Annotated in this window: 12 protein-coding genes; 6 read left to right on the forward strand and 6 right to left on the reverse strand. The window is 71.3% G+C overall.

Annotated elements, in window-relative coordinates; all coding sequences use genetic code 11:
- Positions 1-177 precede the first annotated feature (177 nt).
- Positions 178-1,887 carry a glycerol-3-phosphate dehydrogenase/oxidase gene (locus BFF78_RS17140; RefSeq protein WP_069783629.1) on the reverse strand — a complete coding sequence of 570 codons (1,710 nt, stop codon included), beginning with the start codon at positions 1,885-1,887 and terminating at the stop codon, positions 178-180.
- A 281-nt stretch (positions 1,888-2,168) separates the two neighbouring features.
- Between BFF78_RS17140 and BFF78_RS17145 the strand changes: the two genes are divergently transcribed.
- Together BFF78_RS17145 and BFF78_RS17150 are read left to right on the forward strand one after the other, a co-directional pair.
- A complete protein-coding gene (locus tag BFF78_RS17145) occupies positions 2,169-3,377 on the forward strand; it encodes a nucleotide sugar dehydrogenase (RefSeq protein ID WP_069779172.1) in 1,209 nt (402 codons plus the stop codon).
- Positions 3,378-3,515: 138 nt separating this feature from the next.
- Positions 3,516-4,082 carry a hypothetical protein gene (locus tag BFF78_RS17150; RefSeq protein WP_069779173.1) on the forward strand — a complete coding sequence of 189 codons (567 nt, stop codon included), beginning with the start codon at positions 3,516-3,518 and terminating at the stop codon, positions 4,080-4,082.
- A gap of 66 nt (positions 4,083-4,148) precedes the next feature.
- Here the strand turns inward: BFF78_RS17150 and BFF78_RS17155 are convergent, their stop codons facing one another.
- The 4 genes from BFF78_RS17155 to BFF78_RS17170 form a co-directional block, all read right to left on the reverse strand.
- The gene (locus tag BFF78_RS17155) at positions 4,149-5,273 is read right to left on the reverse strand and encodes a GuaB3 family IMP dehydrogenase-related protein (protein ID WP_069779174.1); all 1,125 of its coding nucleotides are present in this window, start codon (positions 5,271-5,273) and stop codon (positions 4,149-4,151) included.
- A gap of 137 nt (positions 5,274-5,410) precedes the next feature.
- Positions 5,411-6,916 carry an IMP dehydrogenase gene (gene guaB, locus BFF78_RS17160; RefSeq protein WP_069779175.1) on the reverse strand — a complete coding sequence of 502 codons (1,506 nt, stop codon included), beginning with the start codon at positions 6,914-6,916 and terminating at the stop codon, positions 5,411-5,413.
- Positions 6,917-7,080: 164 nt separating this feature from the next.
- Positions 7,081-7,668, reverse strand: a complete 588-nt coding sequence (locus BFF78_RS17165; protein ID WP_030641278.1) for a sigma-70 family RNA polymerase sigma factor — start codon at positions 7,666-7,668, stop codon at positions 7,081-7,083.
- Positions 7,669-8,800: 1,132 nt separating this feature from the next.
- Positions 8,801-9,412: a response regulator transcription factor gene (locus BFF78_RS17170; protein ID WP_003948568.1), complete on the reverse strand. Its 612-nt coding sequence runs from the start codon at positions 9,410-9,412 to the stop codon at positions 8,801-8,803.
- 380 nt (positions 9,413-9,792) lie between these two features.
- Here BFF78_RS17170 and BFF78_RS17175 point away from each other — a divergent pair, with 380 nt between their 5' ends.
- Positions 9,793-10,122 (forward strand): WhiB family transcriptional regulator, encoded by a 330-nt coding sequence (locus BFF78_RS17175; RefSeq protein WP_069779176.1) that lies wholly within the window; start codon positions 9,793-9,795, stop codon positions 10,120-10,122.
- Between the two features lie 125 nt (positions 10,123-10,247).
- Here BFF78_RS17175 and BFF78_RS17180 read toward each other — a convergent pair whose 3' ends face one another.
- Positions 10,248-11,150 (reverse strand): LysR family transcriptional regulator, encoded by a 903-nt coding sequence (locus BFF78_RS17180; protein WP_069779177.1) that lies wholly within the window; start codon positions 11,148-11,150, stop codon positions 10,248-10,250.
- Positions 11,151-11,230: 80 nt separating this feature from the next.
- Here BFF78_RS17180 and BFF78_RS17185 point away from each other — a divergent pair, with 80 nt between their 5' ends.
- From BFF78_RS17185 to BFF78_RS17195, 3 genes are all read left to right on the forward strand, one after another.
- A complete protein-coding gene (locus BFF78_RS17185) occupies positions 11,231-11,899 on the forward strand; it encodes an MOSC domain-containing protein (protein ID WP_069779178.1) in 669 nt (222 codons plus the stop codon).
- A gap of 186 nt (positions 11,900-12,085) precedes the next feature.
- Entirely contained in the window at positions 12,086-12,859 is a 774-nt protein-coding gene (locus tag BFF78_RS17190) for an SDR family NAD(P)-dependent oxidoreductase (RefSeq protein ID WP_069779179.1), read from the forward strand.
- 77 nt (positions 12,860-12,936) lie between these two features.
- On the forward strand, positions 12,937-13,644 hold the full coding sequence (locus tag BFF78_RS17195) for an ester cyclase (RefSeq protein ID WP_069779180.1): 708 nt from the start codon (positions 12,937-12,939) through the stop codon (positions 13,642-13,644).
- Positions 13,645-13,646: the final 2 nt, after the last annotated feature.

Genomic DNA, 13,646 nt, shown 5'->3' on the forward strand with positions numbered 1-13,646 from the left:
CCGGAACCCCTCTGAAGCGGGCGTTCCGCTTACCGGGATGAGGGGCCGTAAGCAGGGAGAAACCGGTACGGGCACGGGCGAGTTCGGCGTTGCTCCGGTGCTGCCGCCCGTCCGCCCCGCGCTCGGCTGCCGGAGTGAAAGCCCCACGCGGAGTGGAAACCCCTTCGGCCCCACCGGTCAGCTGAGCGGCACGATGTCCGGCGCCCCCAGCCTCGCCGCGTCCGCCGTCAGGTCGTCCGGCTGGCGCTGCGACTCCCGCTCGGCCTCCACCCGCTTCTCGTAGTGCTCCACCTCGCGCTCGATCTGGCCCTTGTCCCAGCCGAGGACCGGTGCCATCAGCTCGGCCGCCTCACGGGCGCTGCGGGTGCCCCGGTCGAAGGTTTCGATGGAGATGCGGGTGCGGCGGGTGAGGACGTCGTCCAGGTGCCGCGCGCCCTCGTGCGAGGCGGCGTACACCACTTCGGCGCGCAGATAGTCGTCGGCGGCCTGCAGCGGCGCGCCCAGGGCGGGGTCGGCGGCGACGAGGTCCAGGAGCTCCTCGGCCATGGCGCCGTACCGGTTCAGCAGGTGCTCCACGCGGGCCACGTGCAGTCCGGTGCGGGCGGCGATCCGGGCGCGCGCGTTCCACAGCGCCTGGTAGCCCTCCGCGCCCAGCAGCGGGATCTCCTCCGTCACACAGTCGGCGACGCGCATGTCCAGGCCGTGCACCGCCTCGTCGACCGCGTCCTTCGCCATCACCCGGTAGGTGGTGTACTTGCCGCCCGCCACGACCACGAGTCCCGGCGCCGGATGGGCGACCGTGTGCTCGCGGGACAGCTTGCTGGTGGCGTCGGACTCGCCGGCGAGCAGCGGGCGCAGACCGGCGTACACCCCCTGTACGTCGTCGCGGCCGAGCGGCACCGCGAGCACCGAGTTGACGTGCTCCAGCAGATAGTCGATGTCGGCGCTGGAGGCGGCCGGGTGGGCCTTGTCGAGGTCCCAGTCGGTGTCGGTGGTGCCGATGATCCAGTGCCGGCCCCAGGGGATGACGAACAGGACGGACTTCTCGGTACGCAGGATCAGGCCGGTGCTGGAGTGGATGCGGTCCTTGGGCACGACCAGGTGGATGCCCTTGGAGGCGCGGACGTGGAACTGGCCGCGCTCCCCCACCATGCCCTGCGTGTCGTCGGTCCACACGCCGGTCGCGTTGACGATCTGTTTGGCGCGGATCTCGTACTCCCCGCCGCCCTCCACGTCCTGCACGCGGGCGCCGACCACCCGCTCGCCCTCGCGCAGGAACCCGGTCACGCGCGCGCGGTTGGCCGCCTTCGCGCCGTAGGACGCCGCCGTGCGCACCAGCGTGGCCACGAAGCGGGCGTCGTCCATCTGGGCGTCGTAGTACTGCAGGGCGCCGACCAGGGCGTCCTTCTTCAGGCAGGGGGCCACGCGCAGGGCCTGACGGTGGGTCAGGTGCCGGTGCAGGGGCAGCCCCCGGCCATGCCCGCGCGCCATGGACATCGCGTCGTACAAGGCCACGCCCGAGCCCGCGTACAGCCGCTCCCAGCCCTTGTGCTGCAACGGGTACAGGAACGGCACCGGTTTGACGAGGTGGGGGGCGAGCCGCTCCAGGAGCAGCCCGCGCTCCTTCAGCGCTTCCCGTACGAGGGCGAAGTCGAGCATCTCCAGATAGCGCAGGCCGCCGTGGATCAGCTTGCTGGACCGGCTGGAAGTGCCGGACGCCCAGTCGCGGGCCTCGACCAGGCCGGTGGACAGGCCGCGGGTGACCGCGTCCAGCGTGGTGCCCGCGCCGACGACTCCGCCGCCGATCACCAGCAGGTCCAGCTCGCGCTCCGCCATCGCCGCCAGTGCCTCGGCGCGCTGCGCCGGACCCAGAGTCGCTGTCCTCACCGCTGCCTCCCGCTGTCGCAGACTCGCATCCGTCGGCCGCACCCGCTGGGCGAAGCCCGGTTTCATCCCCTCCTCATGCCCAAATTCTGACCGGGTTGCCCGACTTCAGCCACCACGGCCTTCCAACCTGTGGACAACTCACGCACAACCCTCGGAAGACACACGAACACAATCACACATAACAGTCATATGTGTACCTAGTCTGACAGTGCACTCGCTCAACCTGTCGCCAGCGGTTGCGCACCTGTCCTGATTCGGCTACTGGGAAGGACGGCCCACGCATGCCCGCAGACCTCGCCGTCATCGGACTCGGCCCCTACGGCTTGCCCCTCGCCCAGGCCGCCGTCGCCGCAAACATCCCTACCATCGGCTTCACCACGGGGCCCGAGGCCGGCTCCCTCAGCCCCGCCGAGCTGCGCCGGATGCACGCGGCAGGCTTCCGGCCCGGCACCGACGCGGCCCAGCTCGGCCGGGTACGCACCGCCGTGATCTGCGCGCCGACCCCGCGCGGCGCCGACGGCGGACTCGACCTCGGCCAGGTGGAGGCGGCCGCCCGCACCCTGGGCGAGCAGCTGCGCCCGCACACCACGGTCATCCTGGAGTCGCCGGTGCTGCCCGGCACGACGGAGGAGTTCCTGCGGCCCCTGCTGGAGAAGGGCTCGGGGCTGCGCGCCGGCCGCGACTTCCACCTCGCCTACTCGCCCAGCCGGGTCGACCCCGGCAACCGCGACCACACTCCCGCCAACACCCCCAAGGTCATCGGCGGCCTCACCCCCGCGTGCACCGAGTCGGCCGCCGCCTTCTACGGCCGGCTCACCGACAAGGTGGTACGCGCGCGTGGCCTGCGCGAGGCGGAGACCGTGCAACTGCTGGAGACCAACTTCCGGCACGTCAACATCGCGCTCGTCAACGAGATGGCCGTGCTCTGCCACGAGTTGGGCGTCGACCTGTGGGACGTGATCCGGTGCGCCGAGACCAAGCCCTTCGGCTTCCAGACGTTCCGCCCCGGTCCCGGCGTCGGCGGGCACGGCGTCCCGCAGGACCTGACCGGGCACGCCACCCGCACGCTGCGGATGGTGGAGCTGGCCCAGCAGGTCAACCACCGCATGCCCCGCTACGTCGTCCAGCGCGCCGCCACCCTGCTCAACGAGCACGGCAAGTCCGCCCGCGGCGCGCGCGTGCTGCTGCTCGGCGTCACCTACAAGCCCGACCTCGCCGACCTCCAGGGCACCCCGGCCCAGGAGATCGCGATCCGGCTGATGGAGCTGGGCGCCTCCATCAGCTTCCACGACCCGCTGGTGGCCTCCTGGAACGTCCTGGACCGACCGGTCCCGCGCGCGGACGCGCTCTACGAGACCGCGGCCGACGCCGACCTGACGATCCTGCTCCAGCAGCACCGCACGTACGACCTGCAGGGGCTGTCGGTGAAGGCCCAGCTGCTGCTGGACACACGCGGGGCCACGCCCACGGGGGCGGCGCACCGGCTCTGAGCCCGGTCACGAACGGAAAACGGCCGGGGGTGTTGTCGTCCCCGGCTGTTAATCTCCCCCGGACTCGCCGCACACGCGCGTGCGGGGGTTTTCCGTTTCCGTTCTTCAGTTTTGCTCCATATCGGGGGGATTTCTGTCATGAGCCAGTCAGCTCCACCGCCGCAGCAGCCGCAGCCCGGTCCGGTCGGCGGCAACCCGTACGCCCAGCAGGCCCCGGCCGGCGCGCCGTACCCGCCGCAGCCGGGCGCCTACCCGGCCCAGCCGGGCGCGTTCGCCGCGCCGCCCGCGCCGACCGCGCCGGCCCGGAACAACGTCGTCCTCGGCGTGGTCGCCGCGGTGGTCGCGGCCGTCGTCACCGCGGGGCTCTACGGCCTCGTCATCGGCGCCACCAAGCACGAGATCGGCTATGCGGCCGTCGGTGTCGGCTTCGTGGTCGGTCTCGCGGCCGGCAAGGCGGGCGGCCGCAACCCGGTCCTTCCCGTCGTGGGCGCCGTCCTCGCGCTCGGCTCGGTGTACATCGGCCAGCTGGTGGGCGAGGCGATGATCGGCGCCGACCAGCTGCACGTGAGCTTCGGCGAGCTGTTCTTCCAGCACTTCGACATCGTCCAGCAGGCATGGAAGGACAACGCCGACCCGCTGACCTTCCTCTTCTTCGCCATCGCCGCGTTCGCCGCGTTCTCCGGAGCCAAGAAGGCCGCCGCGTAACGCCGTCCCCGCGACGCGAAGGGCCCGGCCACCTCATCGGTGGCCGGGCCCTTCGCGTCGCGGGCGTCAGCGCTTGTGCTGGCTGTCCGCCACCGTCACCTCGACCCGCTGGAACTCCTTCAGCTCGCTGTAGCCGGTGGTGGCCATCGCGCGGCGCAGGGCGCCGAAGAAGTTCATCGAGCCGTCGGGGGTGTGGGACGGGCCGGTGAGGATCTCCTCGATGGTGCCGACCGTGCCGAGGTCGACCTTCTTGCCGCGGGGCAGTTCCTCGTTGACCGCCTCCATGCCCCAGTGGTGGCCCTTGCCGGGCCCGTCCGTGGCGCGGGCCAGCGGGGAGCCCATCATCACCGCGTCGGCACCGCAGGCGATCGCCTTGGGCAGGTCGCCGGACCAGCCGACACCGCCGTCCGCGATCACGTGCACGTACCGGCCGCCGGACTCGTCCATGTAGTCACGGCGGGCCGCGGCCACGTCGGCGACGGCCGTGGCCATCGGGACCTGGATGCCCAGCACGTTGCGCGTGGTGTGCGCGGCGCCGCCGCCGAAGCCGACCAGGACGCCGGCCGCGCCGGTGCGCATCAGGTGCAGCGCGGCGGTGTAGGTGGCACAGCCGCCGACGATCACCGGGACGTCCAGCTCGTAGATGAACTGCTTCAGGTTCAGCGGCTCGTGCGAGGACGAGACGTGCTCCGCCGAGACCGTCGTACCGCGGATGACGAAGATGTCCACGCCCGCGTCGACGACCGCCTTGGAGAACTGGGCGGTGCGCTGCGGGGAGAGCGCGGCCGCCGTGACCACGCCGGAGTCGCGCACCTCCTTGATACGGGCGCCGATCAGTTCTTCCTTGATGGGCGCCGCGTAGATCTCCTGGAGGCGGCGGGTCGCCTGCTCGGCGGGCAGCTCGGCGATCTCGTCCAGCAGCGGCTGCGGGTCCTCGTACCGCGTCCACAGGCCCTCGAGGTTGAGGACGCCGAGGCCGCCCATCTCGCCGATGCGGATCGCGGTGGCCGGGGAGACGACCGAGTCCATGGGGGCGGCCAGGAAGGGCAGCTCGAAGCGGTAGGCGTCGATCTGCCAGGCGATCGAGACCTCCTTCGGGTCCCGCGTACGGCGGCTGGGGACGACGGCGATGTCGTCGAAGGCGTACGCCCGGCGGCCGCGCTTGCCGCGCCCGATCTCGATCTCAGTCACGTCTGTGGCCTTTCCCTCTGCGTTTCAGCGTCTTCCAGTATCGCCGACGGGTACGGCAACGGCGGCCCCGGATGCTCCGGGACCGCCGTTGCCTGGCCTGCACGCGCGCGTGGAAGCGCGGTCGTGCTACCTGAGAGCTACCTCTTGCTGCTGTAGTTCGGCGCCTCGACCGTCATCTGGATGTCGTGCGGGTGGCTCTCCTTCAGACCCGCCGAGGTGATCCGTACGAACCGGCCCTTGGACTCCATCTCCGCGATGGTGGCGGCGCCGACGTAGCCCATGGTCTGGCGCAGACCGCCGACCAGCTGGTGCAGGACGTTGGCGAGCGGACCGCGGTAGGGCACCTGGCCCTCGACGCCCTCGGGTACCAGCTTCTCGTCGGTGGTCACCTCGGCCTGGAAGTAGCGGTCCTTCGAGTACGACTTGCCCTGGCCACGGGACTGCATGGCGCCGAGCGAGCCCATGCCCCGGTACGACTTGAACTGCTTGCCGTTGATGAAGAGCAGCTCGCCCGGGGACTCCTCGCAGCCGGCGAGGAGGCTGCCCAGCATCACCGTGTCGGCGCCGGCGGCCAGCGCCTTGCCGATGTCACCGGAGTACTGCAGGCCGCCGTCCCCGATCAGCGGGATACCGGCGGGACGGGCCGCGAGGGACGCCTCGTAGATGGCGGTGACCTGGGGGACACCGATACCGGCGACGACACGGGTGGTGCAGATGGAGCCCGGGCCCACGCCCACCTTGATGCCGTCCACACCGGCGTCGATCAGGGCCTGGGCGCCGTCGCGGGTGGCGACGTTTCCGCCGACCACGTCGACGTTCACGCTCGACTTGATCTTCGACATCCAGCTCAGGGCGTTGCTGTTGTGGCCGTGCGAGGTGTCGACGACCAGGAAGTCCACGCCGGCCCCGGCGAGCGCCTGGGCGCGCTCCAGCGCCTCCGGGCTGGCTCCGACCGCGGCACCGACGAGCAGCCGGCCTTCGGAGTCCTTCGCGGCGTTGGGGTACTGCTCGGCCTTGACGAAGTCCTTGACCGTGATCAGGCCCTTCAGGACGCCCTCGTCGTCCACCAGCGGCAGCTTCTCGATCTTGTGCTTGCGCAGCAGCTCCATGGCCTCGGGGCCGGAGATGCCCACCTTGCCGGTGACCAGCGGCATCGGGGTCATGACCTCGTGCACGCGGCGGCTGCGGTCGCTCTCGAAGGCCATGTCGCGGTTGGTCACGATGCCGAGCAGCTTGCCGGCCGGATCGGTGACCGGGACACCGCTGATGCGGAACTTCGCGCAGAGTGCGTCCGCCTCGGCGAGCGTGGCCTGCGGGTGCACCGTGATCGGGTCGGTGACCATGCCGGACTCCGACCGCTTCACCAGGTCGACCTGGTTGACCTGGTCCTCGATGGAGAGGTTGCGGTGCAGCACACCGACACCGCCCAGCCGGGCCATCGCGATCGCCATCCGGGACTCGGTCACCTTGTCCATCGCCGCCGACAGCAGCGGGATGTTCACCCGGACGTTGCGGGAGATGCGGGACGAGGTGTCGGCCGCGTTGGGGAGCACCTCGGATGCGCCCGGCAGCAGCAGCACGTCGTCGTAGGTCAGCCCGAGTGACGCGAATTTACCGGGCACTCCGTCGACGTTGGCAGTCATGACACCTTCCCCAAATGGCCTTGATCGGTGCGGATGTCCATGCTAACGGGAAGCATCGCTAGCAAATTCCACGGTACGGGGTGACTTCAGGCTTCGTATGTTCGTACGGAAACGGAGGCGTGCCTGTTCACCGGAGGGAGCTGCGGGGGCTCCGTACAAGGGTGTTACTGCTCGGCGAGCGCCCTGAGGCGGCTCAGTGCCCGGTGCTGGGCGACCCGGACCGCGCCGGGTGACATTCCCAACATCTGTCCCGTCTCCTCCGCGGTCAAGCCCACGGCGATGCGCAACAGCAGCAGTTCGCGCTGGTTCTCCGGGAGGTTGGCCAGGAGCTTCTTGGCCCACTCGGCATCGCTGCTGAGCAGGGCGCGCTCCTCGGGGCCGAGGGAGTCGTCGGGCCGCTCCGGCATCTCGTCGGAGGGCACCGCCGTCGAGCCCGGGTGACGCATGGCGGCACGCTGCAGGTCGGCGACCTTGTGGGAGGCGATGGCGAAGACGAACGCCTCGAAGGGGCGGCCGGTGTCGCGATAGCGGGGCAGCGCGAGCAGCACCGCGACACAGACCTCCTGCGCGAGGTCCTCGACGAAGTGGCGCGCGTCCCCCGGAAGCCGGGACAGCCGGGTGCGGCAGTAGCGCAGCGCCAAGGGGTGGACATGAGCGAGCAGATCGTGCGTGGCCTGCTCGTCCCCGTCGACGGCACGATGCACGAGCGCACCGATCGCCCCGTGGGCCGTGCCCGCCTCGTCGTCGCGCATCGGTCCATCGTGCCTTGCGGCCGTCCGGTCCGTCGCATTGTGCTCGTGGTTGTGCACCGAAGCGTTATGAGCAGGCGCGCCGGCACTCATTCCCTGCGCCCTCCCCTTCCGCTCGACCAACTCGTCCCCGAGAGACTCCACACCTCAAGGATGCGGCATCCGCGGCGAAACGAGCAGCGCCCGTCCGGCGGGCCGCCTTGCCCAGCGCCCGCCGAAGCGTCCTGCGCGGGGGTACGCCGGGGGCGCGAACAGCCGTCCCGGGTACGCCCCGAAGCCCGCCGACCGGCGCCGACCACGGGTGTTGCCGGAGTGGATCTCCGGTCCCGCACGGCGCCTCGGGTGTGACCGGGTCCACCCCTCGAAGATGCGTCACGGCCGCCTCCACCGCTCCGGGACGCGGCGGTAGGACGCCGGAGCCGCGGGGCACTGTCCCGCGCCCCCGCGGGTAACGCGGGACGCATCGGCATGGCCCCGCGACGCTGCCCCGCGACCGGGAGTCCCACCGAAGAGGGCACTCGCCGGCCGACGCGCCCGCCGAAGAACGCGAAGAACATGAAGAACCCACCGAGAAGACCCGGCACCGGGGGATGCGCCCGCGCACAGCCGAGGCGTATCGATACATCGCCGTAGCCGAGGGACGCGCGCTCGCACCCCGCGCGCCACCGGGACACGCCGCGGTACGACCCCGTAGCCACAGGAGGCGTCCGTTCGGCCGCGCACCACCGGGACGCCTCGATGCGCCCTCGGAGCCGCGGGGCGCTTTCCCGCGCCCCCGCGCACCACCAGGACAGCTCGGCAGGCTCCGGAAGCCGCAGCGCGCTTCCGCGCACCACGAGGGCACCCCGTTGCGACCTCGGTACCAAGAGCCGCCGAGGAGCGCGCTCATCCGGCCCCGCACCCGGCCGGGGCACGGCGCTCCCGGCCCGGGAGCCCGGCACGGTGAAGCAGGCGCCCCGTGTTCGCGGCAGACGGTCCGGGCGGCACCCCGAACGGCATGCCGGGGCGCTTTCGTGGGTGATGTCCGCGGCTGCGGGGTGCCCGGCTGCTGCCAGGGGAGGCGGAGGTCCGTCCGGCTCCCCGGGTGCTGCCCGGTGGCGGCCGGTCCCGCCTGCCCCGCAGGGCTGGGCACCGCCTACCGGACCAGTCCCCAGCGGAAGCCGAGCGCCACGGCGTGGGCCCGGTCCGAGGCGCCGAGCTTCTTGAACAGGCGCCGCGCGTGCGTCTTGACGGTGTCCTCGGAGAGGAACAGCTCGCGGCCGATCTCGGCGTTGGAGCGGCCGTGGCTCATGCCCTCCAGGACCTGGATCTCGCGCGCGGTGAGCGTGGGCGCGGCACCCATCTCGGCCGAGCGGAGCCGACGCGGGGCGAGGCGCCAGGTCGGGTCGGCGAGGGCCTGGGTCACAGTGGCCCGCAGTTCGGCGCGCGAGGCGTCCTTGTGCAGATAGCCCCGGGCGCCGGCGGCGACCGCGAGGGCCACGCCGTCGAGGTCCTCGGCGACGGTGAGCATGATGATGCGCGCGCCGGGGTCGGCGGACAGCAGACGGCGGACGGTTTCCACGCCGCCCAGGCCGGGCATGCGCACGTCCATCAGAATGAGATCGGAGCGGTCGGCGCCCCAGCGGCGGAGGACTTCCTCGCCGTTGGCCGCCGTCGTCACGCGCTCGACACCGGGCACGGTTGCGACCGCGCGGCGGAGCGCTTCTCGGGCAAGCGGGGAGTCGTCGCAGACGAGGACGGATGTCATGACCGCCCTCCGCAGCTGATGCGCGTCACCTTGAGCCTCCAGGCTGGTACGGAATCGTCACCTGTGCGGTCGACCGTCTCGGACGCCTGCCCGAGCGCTTGTGTTTTCAACCGCCTCCGCACTCTCAACGACGGTCACTCGAAAGAGTTACGGGGCCGCGTGCCGTCTTCGGCACTCTACGTGAGGGCCTCGACACGGTGCAGACACAGGCAACAGACCCTCAACTTTTCATCACAACTATGCCCCATTTGGCCGCTTTTCTTCCCGTTTCGCGGTGTCCGAGGCTAGATTCGCAATGAGTCATATTTTCATCTCCTTAGACCGGAGATGTACGGTCGTTGGCACCGTATCCGCTCAGAACGGCTACAAGGGGTCACGTAATGGCAGATTTCTCCCGCCTTCCCGGACCGAACGCGGACCTGTGGGACTGGCAGCTGCTGGCTGCCTGCCGCGGCGTGGACAGCTCGCTCTTCTTTCACCCGGAGGGCGAGCGCGGGGCGGCTCGGAGCGCTCGCGAGAACTCGGCCAAGGAGGTCTGCATGAGGTGCCCTGTCCGCGCGGAGTGCGCGGCGCACGCACTGGCGGTACGCGAGCCGTACGGCGTGTGGGGCGGCCTGACCGAGGACGAGCGTGAGGAGTTGATGGGACGCGCGCGCAACCGCCTGGTGACCGCCTCGGCCGCAGGCGCGGACGCCGCCCCGAACCACTGAAGGAACGTTTCAGCACCCACAGACCACCGGGTGCGCTCTTTCCCCCACCCAGGGCACGCGGCCTCACCAGGTGCGTGCCCATGACTCCGCTGACTCCGCCCTCGGCCCCCCGCGACCGGATCCCGCTACGCGGGACGCCCGGCCACCCGGGCCAGCTGTTCCAGCGTGGCCGCCACCGCCGGCACCTGCGCCAGGTCCGGGAGGGTGAGGGCGACGATCTCACGCCGTACCGCCGGTTCCAGCCGTACCGCGCGCACACCCCTGGGCCGTACCGACTCCACCGCCAGCTGGGGCAGTACGGCGACGCCCAGGCCCGCGCCGACCAGGCCGACCACCGCGGGGTAGTCGTCCGTGGCGAAGTCGATGCGCGGGGTGAAACCGGCGCCCTCGCACACCTCGACCAGCTGGCCGCGGCAGCGCGGGCAGCCCGCGATCCAGGGCTCCTGGGCCAGCTCGCCGATGGCGACGCTCTCCGCGCGCGCGAGCCGGTGCCGCTCGGGCACCAGCGCCACCAGACGGTCCATCAGCAGGGTCCGTACGACCAGATCGTCCCAGTCCTCGGCGACCGCCGCGCCCTCGTAGCGGAAGGCCAGGGCCAGGTCGCAGTCGCCCTCGCGCAGCAGCTCGACGGATCTCGGGGGCTCGGCCTCCTCCAGGGAGACACGGGTGCCGGGGTGGGCGGCGCGCAGGGCGGCCAGGGCGGTGGGGACCAGGGTGGAGCTGCCGCTGGGGAAGGAGACCAGCCGGACCCGGCCGGCGCGCAGGCCGGCGATGGCGGCGACCTCCTCCTCGGCCGCGGTGAGCCCGGCGAGGATGCCGGAGGCATGTCTGACCAGGGCTTCCCCGGCCTGGGTCAGCCGCATCTCACGCCCGCTGCGGACCAGCAGCGGGGTGCCGACCGAGGTCTCCAGGGCCTTCATCTGCTGACTTACGGCGGGCTGGGTGCAGCCCAGCTCGCGCCCCGCCGCCGAGAAGGACCCGGTGGTGGCGACGGCGCGCAGGACACGGAGATGACGGGCCTCGATCACCCTTCGAGCATAAGGGCTGCTTGGGGATGGTGCGTGATATTCGCTCGACGCTTTGAGTCGCGGTCCCGTACCGTGCGGATATGAAGCTTCTCTCGGTCAATCTGGGACGCCCCACGCCGGTGCCGTACACGGACCAGGCGCAGGGTGTGACGGGCATCGACAAGCGGCCGGCCGACGGGCCGGTGAGGGTGGCGGCGCCGGGCCCCAAGGGGATCGGCGCGAGCGGGCTGGCCGGGGACGCCGTGTGCGAGCTGCGGCATCACGGCGGGGACGACCAGGCGGTGTACGCCTACGCGCGCGAGGACCTCGACGACTGGGAGCGCGAACTCGGCCGATCGCTGGCCAACGGCTGCTTCGGGGAGAACCTGACGACCGACGGGCTGGACGTCTGCGGGGCGCTGATCGGCGAGCGCTGGCGGATCGGTGCCGGGGTGGTGCTGGAGGTGACCTCGGGCCGGATCCCGTGCCGTACGTTCCAGGGCCATCTGGGCGAGCGCGGCTGGGTCAAGAGATTCACCCAGAAGGGCGCGACGGGCGCCTACCTCCGGGTGATCGAACCGGGTGAGATACGGGCGGGCGACCCCATCGAGATCGTGCACCGGCCGGACCACGGGGTGACGGCGGCCATGCAGTTCCGCGCGGTCACCACCGAGCGGGAGCTGCTGCCGCGCCTCCTCGCGGCGGGCGAGGCCCTGCACACGGAGACGCTGGCGGCGGTCCGCAAGTACATGGCGCTTCAGGAGGGCTGAGCCCCCGTCAGCCACGGGCAGGGCGGGGCGGCCGGGCCGACCGCGGCGGGGCCGGAAGAGCCCGGGGCGCGGACGGGAGAGCCGGGGCAGCGCCGGGAGGGGCGCGGCGCCGGGCCCCGGTCACGGGCGCACCACGGTCCCCGCAGCGCAGCGGGCGTGTTCGGCGTGGGTCACTAACCTTGGGCCATGACAACGGCTCTGATTACGGGATCGACCGCGGGGATCGGCGCCGCGTTCACGCGGCGGCTGGCGGCTGACGGGCACGACCTCGTCCTGGTCGCCCGGGACACCAAACGGCTGCGCGAGCAGGCGACCGAACTGCACGACCGGCACGGCATCGAGGTGGAGGTGCTGGCCGCCGACCTGTCGCAGGACAAGGGCATCGAGGCGGTGGCCGACCGCCTCGCCGACCGGAAGAACCCGGTCGACCTGCTGATCAACAACGCCGGCTTCGGCAACAAGGGCCGCTATCTCGAGGTGCCCATGGCCGACGAGCTGAAGATGCTCAAGGTGCACTGCGAGGCGGTGCTCCGGCTGACCTCGGCGGCGACGGAGGCGATGCGCGAGCGCGGCCGGGGCGGCGTCGTGAACGTCGCCTCCGTGGCCGCCTTCGTCCCGCGCGGCACCTACGGCGCCTCCAAGGCATGGGTCGTGCAGTTCACGCAGGGTGCGGCCAAGGACCTGGCCGGCAGCGGGGTGCGGTTGATGGCGCTGTGCCCGGGATTCGTGCGGACCGAGTTCCACCAGCGGGCCGGGATGGGCACGGACAACATCCCGGGCTGGATGTGGCTGGACGCCGACAAGCTGGTGACGGCGGCCCTCGCCGACCTGGCGCGCGGCAAGTCGCTGTCGATCCCCGACCCCCGCTACAAGGCGCTGATGGGCCTGGTGAAGGTGACTCCGCGCGGGCTGCTGGGCGGGGTCACGTCCAGGACGGGGCGCAAGTACGGGCCGCAGTAGCGGACAGGTGGCGCTGCCGTCCCGGTGCGAAAATGAGCGTGACACAAACCGGGCCAGGGGGGCCGGGAGGCGGCGTCATGACCTTCGTACAGCTCATCGAGTGCAGGACCAGCCGGCTGGACGAGATGAACCGGCTCATGGACGACTGGGTCGCGCAGACCAGGGGCAAGCGGACGGCGACGCACGCGCTGGTCGGCAAGGACCGCTCCGACGCCTCGCACATCGTCGAAGTCGTGGAGTTCCCGTCGTACGAGGAGGCGATGCGGAACTCGAACCTCCCGGAGACCGACAAGATCTTCCAGGGAATGGTCGCGCTGTGCGAGGAGATGCCGACGTTCATCGATCTGGACGTCGTGCGGGACGAGCGGCTGGCCGAGGACACCGTACGGCGGTTCCTGGACGCGCTGATGACCCCGGGTGAACTGCCGCCGCTCAACGACCTGTTGGACGAGGACATCCACAGCCATGATCCGATGAACCCGCAGGACACCCTCGGGCTGGACAACTTCCGCGCCGAGGTCCGGATGTGGCGCGACGCCTTCGACTTCGCCTTCACCGTCGAGGATGTGTTCACCCAGGGCGACGAGGCCTGCGCGCGGTGGACGTGGAACGCCACCCACAAGGGCGACTTCCTCGGGATCGCACCCACCGGGAAACAGGTCGCCATGACCGGGATGACGGTGTTCCGGTTCACCGACCACGGCAAGATCGCCGAGACCTGGTGGCAGCACGACACGCTGGAGCTGATGCGGCAGCTGGGCGCGCTCGACGAGTTGGAGCAGTAGAA

Source organism: Streptomyces fodineus (assembly GCF_001735805.1).
Classification (GTDB): Bacteria; Actinomycetota; Actinomycetes; order Streptomycetales; family Streptomycetaceae; genus Streptomyces; species Streptomyces fodineus.